The following is a 17552-nucleotide window of genomic DNA, read 5'->3' on the forward strand; positions in this document are numbered from 1 at the left end:
GACCGACCAGTCGGTCATAATTGAGTTGCACCCATGGCCCGTATCGTCGATCGCGACGCCAAGCGTCAGAAAATTCTGGAAGCCGCTTCCGCCTGTTTCGCCAGGGAGGGTTATGCCGCCACCTCCATGGAGGCTGTCGCGGGTGCCGCGGGGATCAGCAAGGGCTCGCTCTACGACTATTTCAAGAACAAGGAAGACCTCTTCTTCGGCGTCTTCGAATGGTTTCAACAGCTCGTCATGGCGTCGGCCATGGCGCGTATGGGTGAATATCAAGGTGCGCGCGAACGCATCATGGCCTTCGCCGACGCCTCCATCGGCGCCATGCTGGACCAACTGGAACTCTATCCCGTCTCGCTGGAAGTCTGGGCAGCAGCCGCCAAACCGGGAACGCGCGCGCGCTTTTCCGGCGCGATGAAAGATCTCTACACCTCCTATCGCGCAGAACTTGCCCGCCTCATTCAGGAGGCGCAGGCGGAAGGCGCGATCCGGGACGGCATCGACGTCGAGGCAACCGCCGGCATGCTGATCGGCGCGGTGGACAATCTCGCGCTCCATTACTGGCTGGACAGAAGCTTCGACCCGCAGGCCTGGTGCCGCTCCTTTCTCGGCTCCCTGTTCGATGGCATCGGCACCGAAACGAGGAAAGCACAATGATCCGGAAAGCAGCTCTCATCCTTCTCGCAACCGCCGCCATGACCGGGCTTGCGTCCGCCGATACAACAGCCCCCAATCCCGATGCTCTTCTGCGCGCCGCCTTCGACAATTGGCGCGCCGACAGCTCGCAAGCCGACATGACCATGACCGTGCACCGGCCCGACTGGGAGCGGAGCATGGAAATGAAGACATGGACGCAGGGCGACGACGATGCATTGGTGCGCTTCACGTCGCCCGCCAAGGACGCAGGCAATGCCACGCTCAAAAAGAGCGACGAAACCTGGGTGTTCAACCCCAAGCTCAATCAGGTCATCAAGCTGCCCGCCTCCATGCTGGCGCAATCCTGGATGGGGTCGGATTTCTCCTATAACGACCTGTCCAAAGCCAATGACCTTCTGACCGAATACACCCACAAACTGATGGGCTCCACGAACGACGGTCCGCATACGGTTTACACCATCGACGCTATTCCCAAGCCCGGCGCCCCCGTCGTATGGGGCAAGCGCACGGTCAGGGTGCGCGAAGACGGCATCATGCTGGGCGAAACCTATTTCGACCAGGACATGAAGCCCGTGCGCGTCATGACAACGGAGAAGGTCTCCATGATCGGCGGCCGCAACTACCCGGTCGTGATGACCATGCGTCCGGAGGACGAAGAGGGCAAATGGACGCGCATCGAGACAAAGGATGCGACGTTCAATCAATCCATGCCCGGCTATCTCTTCACGCTTTCCAACCTGCAAAATCCGAGGAACTGATCACATGCTTGTCGGGCTTGCATGGCGGAATATCTGGCGTCAGCCGCATCGCACCGCGTTGAGCCTGAGTTCGATCGCCATTGCGGGCACGATCACCGTGTTCCTGCTGGCATTGCAGCAGGGCGCTTACGGCACGATGAAGGAAAGCGTGTTGAAGCTCATGGACGGCTTCGCACAATTGCAGCCCCCCGGCTATGCCGACGATCCCGATATTCGCAAATCGATTTCCGATAGCGGTCCGCTGATCGCCGATCTGGTCAGCCTGCCGGACGTAACCGCCGCGACGCCGCGGGCGGCAAGCTATGCGATCCTGTCAAACGGTCCGCAAAGCTACGGCGCGGCGATCATCGGCATAGATCCGGCACGCGAAGTGAAGGTTTCCAATCTCGCCTCCACCATCACCAGAGGCCGGTATCTCCAGCCGGGCGATGAAAATGCGGTGGTGATCGGCGCAGGCCTTGCCCGCAATCTGAAGCTCGATCCCGGCGACAGCGTGACCATGCTGGGCTCGGCGCAGGACGGGTCCATCGCCGCCGACATCCTCAAAGTCACAGGCATCTTTTCCACCGGCTCCCCGGCGCTCGACCGGCAGGTGGTGGAAATGCCGCTTGCCCGCTTCCAGCAGGATTTCGCGATGAACGGCAGCATCAACCTGATCGCCGTCAGCGGAGAGCATCTCTCCGCCATCAACGCCGCCATCCCTTCGCTCGAGAAAATCGCGCGCAAGAACGATCTCGTGGCACGCGACTGGACGCAGCTCGAGCCGGCGCTACACGATGTGATCCTTCTCGATGGAAGTTTTTCCGCGCTCCTCTATGTGAGCCTGGTCATCATCGTCGTCTTCATCATTCTCAACACGCTTCTGATGTCGGTACTGGAACGCACGCGCGAGTTCGGCATGCTAATGGCCATCGGCATGAAGCCGCGTCAAATCGGGCGCATGGTCTGGCTGGAGCTTCTCTTTCTCGCCGGCTCCGGCTCGGCCATCGCAATTGCCGCCGGCTCGGCGATCACCGCCTGGACGGCAACGCAAGGCATCCCCTTTCCCGGCGCGGAAGCATTGTTTTCCCAATGGAACATGCCCTCCACGCTTTACCCGCAACTGACCCTGCTAAGCGCGACGGCGGGCCCGCTCGCGATCCTGGTCGCGGTCGCGATTGCAGGCTTCATCCCCTATGCCCGCGTGCAGCGCCTTGAACCCGTAACCGCCATGAGGTCGGCATGATGGACCGGCTCCGCCTTCTCCTTCCCCTCGCATGGCGCAATCTCTGGCGCAATCCGCGCCGCACGATCATCACCGTGCTCGTCGTCAGTGTCGGATTGTGGTCCATCCTCACTTTCTCCGTGCTGCTCAAGGCGTGGTCCGTCTCCAGCCGCGATACGACGCTGAAGCTGATGACCGGCGAAGGACAGATCCACGCCACCGGCTATCTGGACGACCCCACGGTCGCTCATCGCATGACGCAGCCGGACGGCGAACTTGAAAGCATCCTCTCCTCTTCCGCCGTTGCGGCATATACGAAGCGTCTGCGCGTCGCCGCCATCGTGCAGAGCGAATACAAGACCCTACCCATGACGCTGGTCGGCACCGATCCTGCGCAGGAACGCCGCCTTTCCGTACTGCCGGACCGCATCCGCGAGGGACGCTATCTCGATAGCCCAGCGGATACGGGCATCGTGCTGGGGCGAAACCTTGCCCGCCGCCTCAAGACACGGGTCGGCAAGCGCGTGGTGGTGATGGCGCAGGACGAGAAGGGTAAACTCGCCGAACGCGCCTTCAAGGTCATCGGCCTTTATGCCGCGCCCCAGCAGACCGAAGACCAGTTCGCCTTTACCGGCCTCAAAACCGCGCAAGCCTTTACCGGCATCGGCACGGACATCACCGAGATCGCCTTCGTGACGCCGGACAGTCACGACATCGCCGATGTCATCGCACGGATGAAAGCGTCTTCGTCCGGGCTCGACATTCAAAGCTGGAAGACGCTGGCCCCGCTTTCCTATGCGGTCAGCACCTTTTTCAACGAATTCATTTTGATGTGGCTCTGGATCATGTTCGCGCTGATGGCCATTGGCATCGTCAACACGCAACTCATGGCCGTTTTCGAGCGCATCCGCGAATTCGGTCTGTTGCAGGCGCTTGGCATGCGGCCGCGCCTGGTGCTGATGGAAGTGACGCTCGAATCCGCCATGCTGATCGGCGTCGGGGTGGGCCTGGGCATCGTCGTGTCCGTGCTTTCGGTTCAGGCCTTTCCCAACGGGATCGATCTCGGCTTTCTGGGGCGGGGCGCGGAACTGGTCGGCGCGGGGCACATTCTTTACCCGAAAGTCGATGCGGGCGATTTCGCGCTTTACAGCCTGATCGTCTGGACGCTTGGCGTGGTCGCCACGCTCTGGCCCGCGCGCCGCGCCTCGCGGGTGAGTCCCGTCGAAGCCATGGGACGTTTTTAGGAATGAGGGAAAGACCATGACCGCCATCGTCGAATGCAAGGGCATTACCAAGCATTACCGTCAGGGCTCGATCGACGTGCCGGCGCTGCGCGGCGTCGACCTCGTCGTCGAGAAGGGCGACTTCGCCTCGCTGGCCGGTCCGTCCGGATCGGGCAAGACGACATTTCTCAATATCGTCGGCGGGCTCGACCGTCCGACGGAAGGAACGATCAGCATTGACGGCAAGGACCTGACCGCCCTCGACAATGAAGAACTCGCCGACCTTCGCCTGCGCAAAATCGGCTTTGTCTTCCAGGCCTATAATCTCATCCCCGTTCTTTCCGCCGTGGAGAATGTCGAATTCACGCTGCAGCTCATGGATGTTCCGGCAAAGGAGCGGCGCGAACGGGCAAAGGAGATGCTGCATCAGGTCGGGCTCGACGGCATGGAAAACAGGCGTCCGTCGCGTCTGTCCGGCGGCCAGCAACAGCGCGTCGCCGTCGCCCGTGCACTGGCGAGCCGTCCTTCCATCGTACTGGCCGACGAGCCCACCGCCAATCTCGACACCAAGACGGCGGAAGATCTCATCACGCTGATGTCCGACCTCAACGAGCGTTATGGCGTCACCTTCCTGATGGCTACGCATGACGACCGCGTCATCTCGCGTACCCGCCGTCACATCGTCATCGCAGACGGCCGTGTCGCCTCGGACGAGCTTCGGTCGGCCGAAATGGCGGTCTGACACCTATGAAACATCTCACGCGCATTCTGTTAGCCGCTTTCCTCGCACTGCATGCCGCGCCGGGACGCGCCGCGCCGGTGCATGGCCGGCTGGAATTGCAGGATGTGTTTGCGCGTGAAAGCGACCGAAGCGTTTCGTCGATGCTGGGCAAGCGCGAGCGAAACGACGTATTGGGCAATCTTCGGGTGACGTGGGAGCCGCGCCGGGGCCCGTGGCGGTTTGTCTTCCAATATCAGCTCGGCTTCGATGCCGGCGACACGCCGCTGCTCGCCGCGCGGGAAAAGGCGCTCGCCCTGTTTCCCAAAGCGCCGCCGCGGACATTGTGGGACCTGACGGACACCACTATGGACGGGAACGACTTCACGCTCACGCAGCGTATCGACCGCCTGTCCGTCGGCTATACCGGTGCGCATATCGTCGTCCGTGCCGGCCGCCAGGCCCTGACATGGGGGGCCGGTCTCGTTTTCCATCCGATGGATCTTTTCGACCCCTTCTCGCCCGATGCGACGGATACGGAATACAAGCCCGGCGCGGATATGCTCTATACGCAATATCTCTTCGACGATGGATCGGACCTGCAATTCGTCGCCGTGCCCCGCCCGCCGCACAGAGGCGACGATCCGACGCTCGACGCCAGCTCCTTCGCGCTTCTGTTTCACACCAGCCTCGGACCATGGCGCACCAGCTTTCTAGCCGCGCAAGACCATGGCGATACCGTCGCCGCGCTTGGCGTAAGCGGGGCGCTGAGCGGCGCCACATGGAACGCGGAACTGGTGCCGACCTATGTCGATGACGACCGGACCTATGTCTCGGGGCTTGCCAATATCAGCGACGCCTTCACGCTCACCGGACGCGACGCCACCATTTTCGCCGAATATTATCGAAACGGTTTCGGGCTGGAGGCGCGTCGCTATTCGCTGGCCAGTCTCCCGGCACCGCTCACCGACCGTCTGCTGCGCGGGCAGGTTTTCAATACGGGCCGCGACTATCTTTCGCTCGGCGGCACGCTGCAATGGACGCCGCTTCTGGAGATCGCGCCGACGCTGATCGCCAATCTCAACGATGGCAGCTTCTACGCGCTCGGCGAAGCCACATGGTCGCTTGAAGACAATCTCAACCTGATTGCCGGCGTGCGGCTTCCCCTCGGCCCGTCGAATACGGCGTTCGGCGGGTTGCCCGTCATCGGCAGCAGCGCGCCCTATGTCGAGCAACCCACACGGGTCTACCTCCAGCTTCGGCGATATTTCTAATCACCGCTCCGTTTGGATCATGGCCGACACGCGCCCACCGCGTGCCGTCAAATCGAGTGCTTCGCTCCATTTGCGAATTCGCGCTCTTGATTTGTGCTAGATTTCAGCCTGAGGGGGAAAGAATCACATTTCGGCCGAACGTGCGGCAGAGACGCAACCGGTTCACATTCTCCCGTCAATATGGCCGTCGAGCGGCTGCCCGGTCCGCATAGGAGCGGGTGCGCCATCGCCGTTGATCCGGGAGGAAAGAACGAATGTCAGGCTTTACGATTTTTGCGGTGGCAGTGGTCATACTTGGCCTCGCCGTCATCTTCGCCGGCGTCAAAGTGGTGCCGCAAGGCTATATGTGGACCGTCGAGCGCTTCGGCCGATACACCAGGACCCTGCAGCCCGGCCTCAACCTGCTGATCCCGTTTTTCGACCGTGTCGGTCACAAATTGTCGATGATGGAAACCGTGCTCGATATTCCCGAGCAGGAGATCATCACCAAGGACAATGCGATGGCGATGGTCGACGGTGTCGTGTTTTACCAGATCATGGACCCGCGCAAGGCGGCCTATGAGATTTTCGGCCTCGACAATGCGATCGTGAATCTCAGCATGACGAATATGCGTACGGTGATGGGCGGCATGCAGCTTGACGAATTGCTGGGCGAGCGCGAGCGGATCAATGCCGCGCTGCTCGAGGTCATCGACCAGGCGACCGAGCCGTGGGGCGTCAAGATCAAGCGCATCGAAGCCAAGAAGATCGACCCGAACCGTGATCTGGTCGAAGCGATGGCAAGCCAGATGAAGGCCGAACGCGAGAAGCGCGCAGCCATTCTGACCGCGGAAGGTCAGAAGGAAGCCGAAATCCGCGAGGCGGAAGGCCGCAAGCAGGGCCAGATTCTGGATGCCGAAGGCATGCTCGAAGCTGCGCGGAGGGAAGCAGAGGCTAAGGAACGCCTTGCCGAAGCCGAAGCCATGGCGACAAAGGTCGTTTCCGAAGCGATCAAGAATGGCGACAAGGCCGCCATCAACTATTTCCTCGGCCAGCGCTATATCGATGCCGTGAAGGAGATGGCCGCCTCGCCCAATGCTAAGGTCATTTATATGCCGCTCGAAGCGAGCAATGTGATCGGCTCCATCGGCAGCATCAAACAACTCTTCGACGAAAACAAAACGAGCTGAGCGGCCCGGCGCCGCCTCCCAAGCGAGGGTGCAATATGGATTACTGGATCTGGGCTGCTATCGGCATCGTTCTCGTCGCGGCGGAAGCAATCGTTCCGGGTGTCTTCATCATCTGGTTCGGCGTCGCTTCCATCGGACTTGCCGCCGTCACGCTGGTCTTTCCGGACATGAGCGCGGCGATGCAGATTTTTGCATTTGCCGTCCTCGCCATCGCAGGCGTTGCGCTCCAGGTTTTCTGGTTCAAACGCCACCCCATCGCATCCGATGCGCCTCTGCTCAATCAGGGCGCGAGGTCATTGGTAGGGCGCACCGTCGTCGTCTCGCGCGACATCGTGAACGGACGAGGCTCGGTAAAGGTCGGCGATACGGTCTGGTCGGCGGAGGGGCCCGATGTCGTCGCGGGACTTTCGGTAACCATCGTCGATGTGGACGGTTCGCTGCTCAAGGTGGAACCGGTTACAAAGCCGGGCGGACCGTCACCCGCGTGACACCGCCATTGCGGCATGCCGGATGCGAGCGACGTTTTCTGTCCTTACTTCCTGCCTCTTACCGCGGCGGCATACGGATCGCGCCGTCGAGGCGGACCGTCTCGTGACGTAAACATGGCGCGTTTTGCGGCATGCGCCAATCGACCCCGCGACATCCTCGCCCGCCCCTACGGCAGGCTCGCCAGATCACCACTTCATGGGCTACATATCTGTCCATCCGCAATCCACCGACAAGAACCGCCTCTCAGAAAGGCGGTCGGGAGAACAAGAATGTCTGCATTGGAGTCGTCCGCCGAGGACGGGCTGGGACACAGCCTTGGTTTCGTCCGCATCATCGAAATGACGCCGGAAGGGCGGGCCCGTATCGAATATGAGGCGGGACCGCATATGTGCCATTCGGGCGGCGTGGTTCAGGGCGGGTTCGTGACCGGCTGGATCGACGCGGCCATGGCGCATGCCTGTATCGGCATGGTGGGGCCGGACATCGTCCCCATGTCGCTGGAACTCAAGATCAGCTTCTTTGCGCCCGCGCGCCCGGGCCGCGTCATCGCCGAAGGCTGGGTGGAACGCAAGGGCCGACGCACCTGCTTTTTCGAAGGCCGCCTCGTCGACACCGACGGCAATGTCCTGGCCAAAGCCAGTTCAACGCTGATGCTGATGCCCCGCGACAAGGTGGAGGCGGCATCGAAGGCGGCCCTTGGCAAGAACTGAGCGCCCCGGGCGCCGTCGGGCTATATGATCGGACAAAACATTCAAACGAACGATGGCGTTTGCAAGGGTCTCCCCTCGCAGCGCCATGACCGGTGAGGAACCCAAATGCAATATGACGAAGTGGTCACGGGACGGCGCAGCATACGCGGTTTCAAACCCGATCCTGTTTCAAAAGACGTCATCAAGGACATCATCGGCCTCGCCATACGGGCGCCCTCCTCCCTGAATACGCAGCCCTGGAACTTTTACGTCGTCTCCGGCGAGCCGCTCGACCGGATTCGCAAAGGCAACACCGAACGCAATCTTGCAGGCGTTCCCGACAGCCGCGAGTTTCGCAGCCATGGTGCCTATGAAGGGGAGCACAGGGAACGCCAGATCGAGATCGCGAAACAGCTCTTCGCCGCCATGGGCATCGAACGCCACGACAAAGAAGCACGTCAGAACTGGGTTCTGCGCGGCTTCCGGCAGTTCGACGCGCCGGTATCCATCGTCGTGACCTATGACCGCTCGATCCATGGCGGCGACATCGCGCCGTTCGATTGCGGCGCCGTGACCAACGCTCTGGTGAACGCCGCCTGGTCGCGCGGCCTTGGCTGCGTCATCAACAGTCAGGGCATCATGCAGTCGCCGGTGGTTCGCGAACATGCGGGGATCCCGGACGATCAGGTCATCATGATCTGCGTTGCGATGGGATATCCCGACGACAGCTTCCCCGCCAACGCGGTCGTGTCGCGCCGGAAATCCGTGGACGAGGCAGCGGTTTTCGTCGGCTTCGACGACTAGGGCCGCGGAGACCGTCAGACGAAGCCGTTTTCCTTCTCGGCCTGACGCTTGCGCCATCGAGCAGGGCTCATACCGAACTGCTTCTGGAACGACCGGACGAATGCGGCGGACGAGCTGTAACCGGCTTCGAACGCCGCTTCCTCGACGCTCAATCCGGTCGCCATCATCCTTCGCGCGATCATCATCAGGCGGATCCGCGAGATGGTTTCGATGGGCGGCTGGCCGATGAGCTGGCGGAACTCCTCTGCAAAGCGCGTGCGCGACATGCCGGCCTCGCCCGCGAGCTTCTCCACCGTCCACGCCTCGTAAGGCTCGTTCAGGAACGCTCGCAAGGCCCGCATCACGGCCTTGCTCGTCGCAAAACCGATCCCCTGGTTTTCCCGGGAACCACGCCGGGCCAGAACGCTGCGCGTCATGTTGAGCGACACGATTTCGGCGATCCGGCGCACGATCAGCGGATGGTGGAAATCCGTGCGCGGCAGGGTTGCCTCGTCTTCCAGCAACTGCAGGGCATGCCAGATGCGCCGATTGTGTTCCGCTGCCGCGTCGAAGGGCACATAGATCGGGCCCACGATCATATTCGACAGCGCTATCGTTTCCTGCGGTGCGACACCGACGATCAGGCGCACGGGTGCATCGGGGTCGGCTAGTGCCGTCATCTCGCTCAAGTCGAGAAAGCTCGGCTTGGCGCGGGCGTCGCTGTCCGGAGAGTCCAGCAAATGAGGCGAAAGACCGCTCACACCCACCACATCGCCGGGCCTCAGGATAATTTCCTCCGAGAACGGAAATTCCACGCGCAGGCGCAACGTACCGGCCTGCACCATGAGACCGTAGGAGAAATTGCCCGCGGGCAACACATGGCAGAAAGGCAGCGAGGGAGCCGCCCGCATGAAATAGACACCGCCCATATCGACCTCCGGCGTCACTCCCGCGATCGGAGGCGCCAGGTCGTCATAGACGGGTGATCCATCCTCTTGTGCCTTGGTCATCTTACATGGACCGTTTATATGGGCCGTTTCTCGTCCCCTGCCGGGTCATCCTTTCCCGTCCCACCTTTTCGAGCGGCGAGATCGAGTGCGATATCGACGATCATGTCTTCCTGGCCGCCGACCATCCGCCTCCGACCAGTCTCCATCAGAATATCACGAACGTCCAAACCATAGCGTTCCGACGCCGCTTCCGCGTGGCGCAGGAAGCTGGAATAAACGCCAGCGCAACCAAGACTTAGCGTCTCGCGGTCCACCTGCACCGGGCGATCCTGCAGCGGCCGCACGAGGTCTTCCGCCGCATCCATCAGTGCAAAAAGGTCGGTTCCATGCTGCCAGCCATAACGGTCCGCCACGCCGACGAAAACTTCCAGCGGCGCATTGCCCGCGCCCGCACCCATGCCCGCCAGCGAGGCATCCACACGCAGGGCACCGTTTTGCACCGCAACAACGGAATTCGCCACGCCAAGGCTCAGATTGTGGTGCGCATGAATGCCGCGTTGCGTTTCGGGTTTCAGCACCTCGTCATACGCGCGGAAGCATGCCGCCACATCGTCCATCGTCATGGCGCCGCCGCTATCGGTCACATAAACGCAATGCGCCCCATAAGACTCCATCAGCTTCGCCTGAGAAGCCAGTGCAGCTGGCTCGGACATGTGGCTCATCATCAGGAAGCCAGACACATCCATGCCCAGCTCCCGCGCGAAGGCGATGTGCTGGGCGGAGACGTCCGCCTCCGTGCAATGCGTGGCGACCCGCACCGAGCGGACACCCAGTTCATATGCCCTGCGTAGATCTTCGACCGTGCCGATGCCCGGCAGGAGAAGCGTCGTCACCACCGCATTCTCGACTTCATCGCAGACCGCTTCGATCCACGCCCAGTCTGTGCAACGGCCGAAGCCGTAATTCAAACTTGAGCCCGACAGCCCGTCGCCATGCGCGATCTCGATGGCGTCCACGCCCGCCCTGTCGAGCGCCCGGGCGATCTTGCGCACATGGTCGATCCCGTATTGGTGGCGGATGGCATGCATGCCGTCGCGCAGCGTGACGTCCTGAATGTAGAGCTTCTTTTCCGTCATCACGCATGCTCCCGCAATTCGACCAGGCGTTCCGCCGTGCGCAGGGCCGCCGACGTCATGATGTCGAGATTGCCCGCATAAGGCGGCAGGTAGTGCCCGGCGCCTTCCACTTCGAGGAAGACACTCACCTTGAGGCCCGTGAATTCCTCATCCGTCTCGGGCAGATAGATCGGGTTGTTGGACCCGATGCGCTCGATCTGCACATCCTGCTTGAGCCTGTAGCCAGGCACGTAAGCCTGCACCTCGGCGACCTTTGCGGCGACGGCGGCTGCCAGCGCTTTCGGATCGGCATCGGCGCACAGGCAGTGCACCGTGTCGCGCATGATAAGAGGCGGCTCGGCCGGATTGAGGATGATGATGGCCTTGCCGGTCTGCGCCCCGCCGACCGTTTCGATGGCGCGGGACGTCGTCTCGGTGAATTCGTCGATATTGGCACGCGTACCCGGTCCCGCCGATTTCGACGCGATGGAAGCGACGATCTCGCCATAGCGCACTGGCGCCACAGACCCGATGGCCGCCACGACGGGGATGGTCGCCTGACCGCCGCATGTGACCATATTCATGTTCGGCGCATGCATATGCGCATCGATATTGACGCTCGGCACCACGTAAGGACCAATTGCCGCCGGCGTCAGGTCGATGATGCGTTTGCCATGCGCCCGCAGCACATCGTCATGATGCTTGTGTGCGCCCGCGGAGGTCGCATCGAATACGACCTCGATTTCACTAAAGACGGGCAGCGCCACCAGCCCTTCCACGCCTTCCGCCGTGGTGGCAAAGCCGAGCGATGCGGCACGGGCCAGACCGTCCGATGCGGGATCGATCCCGGCCATCGCCGCCAGCTCGAGCGAGGAGGAGAGCGTCACGATCTTCATCATCAGATCCGTGCCGATATTGCCCGATCCGATGATGGCCGTTTTGACGCGCGGTGTGTTCTCTTCCGCCATCTTGCGCCCCCTCACGCGAAAGACAGATGCAGCGGCTTAAAGCCCTGCACATGAACGGTGATTTCATCGCCCGCCGCGACCGTCACCATCGGGCCGAGCGCGCCGGAGAGCACGATATCGCCTCGGCCGAGCGGACGGCCGACCTCGATCATCTTCTTGGCGAGCCAAACGACGGCGTTGAGCGGATTGCCGAGACAGGCCGCCGCCACGCCCAGCGAGGCCTGACGGCCATTGTGGAGAAGTTCCATGCCCGCCAGATGCAGATCGACCTTGTCGAGCGGCAGACGATCCGTCCCGATCAGGAATTTTGCAGCGGAGGCATTGTCGGCCACCGTGTCGGGCAGGGTGATCTTCCAGTCCTCGATGGCGCTGTCCACGATCTCGATCGCTGCGACCGCATAATCGATCGCCGCCGCCGCCCGTTCATTCGTCACCGGTCCGTCGGCCAGATCGTCTTTCAGGATGAACGCGATCTCGGCTTCCACCTTGGGCTGGATCAGCGTGTCCATGGACAAGGCGCCGCCATCGGGCACCCGGTCTACATCGAACAACATTCCGAAATCGGGTTCGGAAACGCCGAGCTGCGCCTGAACGGCGGGGGAGGTCAGGCCGATCTTGTGCCCGACGATCCGTTCACCCGCCGCGAGCCGCCGCTCGGTCGTCACCTCCTGCACCGCATAGGCCTCTTCCACGGTGAAGCCCGGATGCGTTTTCGAGATCGGTGCGATGGGGCGGCGGGTCTTGCGCGCCGTGGCAAGTACCTCCGCCAGCGCCTCGCAATCTGTTCCGGTCGAAACACCCTTATCCATTGCCGCCCTCAAGAAAGGTGATGGTGGTGCGGTTGAATTCGTCGGCATGTTCCCACTGCGCCCAGTGGCCGCATTGCGGCAGCACGAAGAGGCGTGCCTTCGGGATCACCTTGAGAAAGGTGAAGGCCATGTCGAGCGGCATCACACGGTCCTCGCGGCCCCAGACGATCATGGTTTCATGCGGCAGCTTTCCGAGGCGCGGATCGTTCCATACCGGTTCGACCTTGGTGTCGCGCGACTGGCGCATGGGCGGGTTGTCGATAAACTTCTGCTCCATCGCCTTTTCCAGGCGGCCCTGCAGCAGCTCGTCGGTGATTTCCGACTGGTCGTAGGTGAACTGGTCGGCAAAGGCCTTGAGCTTTTCAAAGCTCGGCCCGTCGCCTTCATAGAAACCGAAGATGGATTTGATGGCGGGCGTCGGGAACATGCTGAAGAGCGGAATGCCGCCGCCCGGTCCCATCAGGATCATCCGGTCGACCTTTTCCGGCCGGTCCATCGCCAGCCGCATGGTGACCATGCCGCCCAGAGAATTGCCGACGAAATGGGCCTTCTCGATACCTAGCTCATCGAGGAACTGGCCGATCTTCGTCGACCACCATTCCGGCACGGGGCTGCCCGCCGGCTTCACATCGGACTTGCCCCAGCCGGGCAGATCCGGCACGAGCACGCGGAAGTGCTTCGACAGCGCTTCGACGTTGCGCGCATAGTTGGACCAACCATAGGCACCCGGCCCGGAGCCATGGATCAGCACCAGCACAGGGCCTTCACCGGCCTCGTTGTAGTGGATCTTCACGCCATCGACGGTGACGAAACGGCTGGTCGATTCTTCGGTGATCTTGGTCATGGAACCCTGTTTGTACTTGCTGAGATAAAGAAAGAACTGGTGCGTCTCCGGCGCTCATGCGCCGACCGGCTTATGTCCCCACATGCTGGCCGCTTCGTGATGCGTCACGCGCCAGGTTTCGTCATGAACCGGAACGCCGGCACAGCCGACTTCCACTTCGAATCCCGACGGCGTTTCGGCATAGAAGGAAACCATCTGGTCGTTGGTATGCTTACCGAGCGTCGTCCGCTGCCGGATGCCGCAAGCCGCCATGCGATCCAACGCAAAGCCGACATCGTCGAGCGAAGCCATTTCGACCATGAAATGATGCAGCCGCTTGGGCGCAGGCATGCCCGCCAGCGCGAGCGTGTGATGGCGCGGGTTGCAGTGGTAGAACTCAAGCGTGATCGAAAAATCCGGGGCGAGCTTCATACCGATCGTGTCCGACAGGCGAAAGCCCAGCGCATCGACATAGAAGGCGCGCACGGCGTCGATATCCTCCGACGCCAGCACCACATGCCCTGCGCCCTGCTCGCCAGTGCAGAAGGACGAAACGCCCGCTGGCGAATTGAAGGGACGATTGGTCAACTCGGTCGGCCCATAGTAGATCTCGACGTCGAGACCTGCCGGATCCTTCAGCCTTATGAGGTCCGCCACATGCCGCTTCGCCTTGAGGTCCTCGTCGCCTTGCGTAAAGGAGACGCCCTTGGCGGCGAGCGATGCCTTGAGCGCCTCGAAGCTCGCCGCTGTCGGGGTTTCCAGCCCGACAAGGGCGACGTCATCGCGATTGCCATGGAGCAGGAAAACACGCGCCGCGCGCTCATCCATCCGGTAGCTCACCTGCTCATTGTCTTCCGCGCCGCGCATCAGGCCGAGAAAGTCTTCCATGAAGATCTTCCAGGCGCCTGCGTCGCTCACTTCGAAGCCGACATAGCCGAGCGATGCAATGCTCATCGGGTTCCCTCCCCGTTGGATTCATATTTCTTGGCAAGTCCCGCCCCGCCGTTCACGCCGGAAATGCCGCGCACGGCAATGCCCGTTTCGCAGGCGAGAACGCCGCCCGTGGCCGGAATGTTGTCGCGGCGCGAGGCGTAATAAACATAGGCGCCGGCATATTGCGCCGGGGTCGGCACCAGCCCCAGCGGCATGACCGGGGAGGCCTTGGCCGACAGGTCGAAACTGCTGATCGCCGTGTCGGCCAGGCCCAGCGCGCCGGGGCCACGCAAATCCGTGTCGATGGGTCCCGGCGCAACGCCGTTTACGCGCACAGAAGGTGCGAACTCGAAAGCGAGCTGGCGGATCAATCCGACCACGGCATGTTTCGACGCCGTGTAGAGCGCGCCGCCGCCATCCGGATCGAAGCCGGCATTGGAGACGGTAAAGACCAGAGAGCCGCGCGAACGCACCAGCGCGGGCAAACACGCCTTTGCCAGATGCAGATAGCCTTTGACGTTGACGCCGAAAACTTCATCGAAGGCGTCATCGAGCTGTGCGGCGTCGATCTCGTCCAGCGGGGTCGAGTAATCCCAGATGCCCGCATTGCCGATGGCGCAGTCGAGTTTACCGAAGCGCTCAATCGTCTTGTCGACCGCCGCGGCGATATCCGCAGCCGAGCGCACATCGCCCTCTACCGTGATTGTTTCGTCCGGCCAGGCGTCCGTGATGCTTTCAAGCTTTGCCGCGTCGCGGTCGAACACCGCCACGCGGGCACCTTCCTCCACGAAACGCTCCACGATGCCGCGGCCCAGTCCCGATCCGCCGCCGGTAATGAGAACCGCCTGCCCTTCAAGCGCAGCCATATACTCCTCCCTCTTCTTCCCCCGCATGAGCCGCCTAGAAAAGCGTGCTCATATTCGTTGCCCGGATGAGTGTCTGGTCGAGATAGATGTCTCGCTTGGCAAGCCTCAGCCCTTCCCCTGTCCGACGGACAACGTCGACCCGGCGCCCCACCCAGGAACTGACCTCTGTGTCGAGGCGGCTGCGATAGAGATGGAAGAACACTTCGACGGTGTATTCATCATCCGAGGCGTCGAGGACGCGCACATTGGTAATCATGTGCCGCGTGCGTGAAGGCGGGTCCTCCGACCACGAACTGCCGGATTCCATCTTCTTGACGCGCGTCTCCAGCCCTTCCCGATCATCGTCGAAATAGGCCATGGCGCCACGCCTGGTGAACTCCCGGTCAATGTCGGCAAGCGTCACCGTGCGCCGGATCGGCATCCAGTAGAGAATGTCGTCGGTCAGGAGATCGAGCCATTCTCGGTATTGCCGCGCATCGAGAAGCGCCGCCTCATCATAGAGGAACTGTTCGATTTCGAATTGCAGCGTCATGCGCTCATCGAGCGACAATGCCGCCACACCGCCATTAACGGTTTTCTCGGCCGCCAATCCCATTACACCCTCCCTGTCGGCACGGGCGTATGGTTCGCCTTGAGGTCCGCCCAGCTGTCGGCCGCCATCCAGTCCGCCCATGCCTGATAGGTCCAGCGCTGGCCGTGCTCGTTGATGCGCGTCTCGATCCATTTTTGTCCGGAAGGATCTTCCTTCACCTCGTCATGGCCGAGCGCCATGGTGAGATTGTGCGGATAGCTGCCGCCAACCACGCCGCGCGCGGCGCGCGTGCTCTGGCTCCAGTTCTCGCCGTCATCCTGTTCGAGAAGGCCCGCCGGACCGAAGAGATGCGAGTTGAAGCGGACCGTCATGCGCCGCTCCTCCGGCGTCTGATCCTTGGGCAGGACAGTGAACCACCAAAGCTCCGTCATCTGAGGACCGCGCGGCAGGCGTAGGCAAAGCTGCGAGCCGCCCGTGGCAATCCAGAGATTGGGGAAGATATTGGGATGCCCGATCGAGCGCACACCCGCCGGTCCCATCATCTCCTCGGCCACTTTCATGCGCAGCGCCCGCGTCACGCGGCCATTGGAACGCGCAGCCTCTTCCTTGTTCCACTGCTTGCGTTCGTCGTCGGACATGCCGACGATTTCGTCCTGCATTTCCTGCTTGATCGCGGGACCGCTGATCGCATGTCCGTATTCGCCGAGCATGACCATCTGGTCGTTGGCCTGCGTCACGGCCGCCAGATCGAGCACGCCCGCCTCGCCCGCAGAGGCATGGCTGTAGGCGACGTGATACCAGTCGAACAGATTGTCGACGGCGACCTTCCAGTTGCAGTCGATGGTGTTTTTCTGAATGCCGTCGACGACTTCCACATCGCCGCGCGAGGCGATCATGGCAAGGCCGGTGCGCCCCACATCACCGAGATAGTCCGGCAATGAAGGTGCATCGGGGTCGAGGGTCGCGAAATAGAAACCGTGGAAATTGTCCACCTGCGCGGCCTTGACGAGGCCCCACTGGCTCTTGTCGAAATCCTTGCGGTAGAAGGGCGACATGCCCGGCACGCCGATCAGTTCGCCATCCAGCGCGAAGTGCCAGCCGTGATAGCTGCAGACGAAGGATTTGGCGTTTCCCTGTTCGGCACGGCACAGCGCATTGCCGCGGTGGCGGCAGGAGTTCAGGAGGACCTGCACCTCGCCGCTCTTGTCGCGGACGATGATGACCTGATCCTCGCCGATATAGTTGATGAAATAGTCGCCGATCTCCGGGATCTGGCTTTCGTGGCACATGAAGTTCCATGCGCGCGCGAAAATATTCTTCATCTCAAGATCGTAGAGATCCTGGTCGACAAAGATGCGACGATCGAGAAGCCCCTTCTCGCTGTCGAAACAGGATTTGATCGCCTCTTTGTTGCAGGCGCGAACGCCCTCCTCCCGAGCATCCATGGGATCCGTTCCTCCACCTATCATTCCGCCCTTTCGGGCCCGGCTTATGTTCGCCGTATTGGAATGAAGCTTAGAAGCGGTCTCGGAAGGCGGTCAGATCGCGGCGTACCAAAAAATTGATAGATCGTCCGGGCACCCTCTGACGCCGGA

General features: G+C 61.9%; 19 protein-coding genes. 10 read left to right on the top strand and 9 right to left on the bottom strand.

Translation table 11 applies throughout. From position 1 onward, the window contains the following. Positions 1-33: 33 nt before the first annotated feature. The 10 genes from ACSSVQ_RS09130 (at position 34) to ACSSVQ_RS09175 (ending at position 8982) form a co-directional block, all read left to right on the top strand. Positions 34-654 (top strand): TetR/AcrR family transcriptional regulator, encoded by a 621-nt coding sequence (locus tag ACSSVQ_RS09130; RefSeq protein ID WP_454182488.1) that lies wholly within the window; start codon positions 34-36, stop codon positions 652-654. Further along, positions 651-1412: an outer membrane lipoprotein-sorting protein gene (locus tag ACSSVQ_RS09135; RefSeq protein WP_454182490.1), complete on the top strand. Its 762-nt coding sequence runs from the start codon at positions 651-653 to the stop codon at positions 1410-1412. The genes ACSSVQ_RS09130 and ACSSVQ_RS09135 overlap by 4 nt, the downstream gene beginning before the upstream one ends. Before the next feature lie 4 nt (positions 1413-1416). After that, a complete protein-coding gene (locus ACSSVQ_RS09140) occupies positions 1417-2637 on the top strand; it encodes an ABC transporter permease (protein ID WP_454182491.1) in 1221 nt (406 codons plus the stop codon). Further along, positions 2634-3860 carry an ABC transporter permease gene (locus ACSSVQ_RS09145; RefSeq protein WP_454182493.1) on the top strand — a complete coding sequence of 409 codons (1227 nt, stop codon included), beginning with the start codon at positions 2634-2636 and terminating at the stop codon, positions 3858-3860. Before ACSSVQ_RS09140 ends, ACSSVQ_RS09145 begins: the two co-directional genes overlap by 4 nt. A gap of 16 nt (positions 3861-3876) precedes the next feature. Beyond that, positions 3877-4581: an ABC transporter ATP-binding protein gene (locus ACSSVQ_RS09150; RefSeq protein WP_454182495.1), complete on the top strand. Its 705-nt coding sequence runs from the start codon at positions 3877-3879 to the stop codon at positions 4579-4581. Positions 4582-4586: 5 nt separating this feature from the next. Continuing rightward, positions 4587-5831: a hypothetical protein gene (locus ACSSVQ_RS09155; RefSeq protein ID WP_454182497.1), complete on the top strand. Its 1245-nt coding sequence runs from the start codon at positions 4587-4589 to the stop codon at positions 5829-5831. 254 nt (positions 5832-6085) lie between these two features. Further along, a complete protein-coding gene (locus ACSSVQ_RS09160; RefSeq protein WP_454182499.1) occupies positions 6086-7000 on the top strand; it encodes an SPFH domain-containing protein in 915 nt (304 codons plus the stop codon). A gap of 35 nt (positions 7001-7035) precedes the next feature. Next, positions 7036-7488 (top strand): NfeD family protein, encoded by a 453-nt coding sequence (locus tag ACSSVQ_RS09165; RefSeq protein WP_454182501.1) that lies wholly within the window; start codon positions 7036-7038, stop codon positions 7486-7488. A 270-nt stretch (positions 7489-7758) separates the two neighbouring features. Further along, a complete protein-coding gene (locus ACSSVQ_RS09170) occupies positions 7759-8199 on the top strand; it encodes a PaaI family thioesterase (RefSeq protein WP_454182503.1) in 441 nt (146 codons plus the stop codon). A 105-nt stretch (positions 8200-8304) separates the two neighbouring features. Then, on the top strand, positions 8305-8982 hold the full coding sequence (locus tag ACSSVQ_RS09175) for a nitroreductase (protein WP_454182505.1): 678 nt from the start codon (positions 8305-8307) through the stop codon (positions 8980-8982). 14 nt (positions 8983-8996) lie between these two features. On the opposite strand, the gene ACSSVQ_RS09180 is transcribed toward ACSSVQ_RS09175, so the two are convergent. Genes ACSSVQ_RS09180 through ACSSVQ_RS09220 form a run of 9 tightly spaced genes read right to left on the bottom strand, consistent with a single transcriptional unit; the run spans position 8997 to position 17402 of the window. Beyond that, positions 8997-9971 (bottom strand): helix-turn-helix domain-containing protein, encoded by a 975-nt coding sequence (locus ACSSVQ_RS09180; RefSeq protein ID WP_454182507.1) that lies wholly within the window; start codon positions 9969-9971, stop codon positions 8997-8999. 14 nt (positions 9972-9985) lie between these two features. Next, positions 9986-11047: a 4-hydroxy-2-oxovalerate aldolase gene (gene dmpG, locus ACSSVQ_RS09185; RefSeq protein WP_454182509.1), complete on the bottom strand. Its 1062-nt coding sequence runs from the start codon at positions 11045-11047 to the stop codon at positions 9986-9988. After that, on the bottom strand, positions 11047-11994 hold the full coding sequence (locus ACSSVQ_RS09190; RefSeq protein WP_454182511.1) for an acetaldehyde dehydrogenase (acetylating): 948 nt from the start codon (positions 11992-11994) through the stop codon (positions 11047-11049). Before ACSSVQ_RS09190 ends, dmpG begins: the two co-directional genes overlap by 1 nt. Before the next feature lie 11 nt (positions 11995-12005). Next, positions 12006-12803, bottom strand: coding sequence for a 2-keto-4-pentenoate hydratase (locus ACSSVQ_RS09195; RefSeq protein WP_454182513.1), 798 nt, complete (start codon positions 12801-12803; stop codon positions 12006-12008). Continuing rightward, positions 12796-13647 (bottom strand): alpha/beta fold hydrolase, encoded by an 852-nt coding sequence (locus tag ACSSVQ_RS09200; protein WP_454182515.1) that lies wholly within the window; start codon positions 13645-13647, stop codon positions 12796-12798. The genes ACSSVQ_RS09195 and ACSSVQ_RS09200 overlap by 8 nt, the downstream gene beginning before the upstream one ends. A gap of 54 nt (positions 13648-13701) precedes the next feature. After that, positions 13702-14580 (bottom strand): VOC family protein, encoded by an 879-nt coding sequence (locus tag ACSSVQ_RS09205; protein WP_454182517.1) that lies wholly within the window; start codon positions 14578-14580, stop codon positions 13702-13704. Continuing rightward, entirely contained in the window at positions 14577-15425 is an 849-nt protein-coding gene (gene hcaB / locus ACSSVQ_RS09210) for a 3-(cis-5,6-dihydroxycyclohexa-1,3-dien-1-yl)propanoate dehydrogenase (protein WP_454182519.1), read from the bottom strand. Before hcaB ends, ACSSVQ_RS09205 begins: the two co-directional genes overlap by 4 nt. A gap of 34 nt (positions 15426-15459) precedes the next feature. Beyond that, positions 15460-16020, bottom strand: a complete 561-nt coding sequence (locus ACSSVQ_RS09215) for an aromatic-ring-hydroxylating dioxygenase subunit beta (RefSeq protein WP_454182521.1) — start codon at positions 16018-16020, stop codon at positions 15460-15462. Beyond that, positions 16020-17402 carry an aromatic ring-hydroxylating oxygenase subunit alpha gene (locus ACSSVQ_RS09220; protein ID WP_454182523.1) on the bottom strand — a complete coding sequence of 461 codons (1383 nt, stop codon included), beginning with the start codon at positions 17400-17402 and terminating at the stop codon, positions 16020-16022. The genes ACSSVQ_RS09215 and ACSSVQ_RS09220 overlap by 1 nt, the downstream gene beginning before the upstream one ends. Between the last annotated feature and the right edge of the window lie 150 nt (positions 17403-17552).

This window comes from Parvibaculum sp. MBR-TMA-1.3b-4.2, assembly GCF_053628815.1.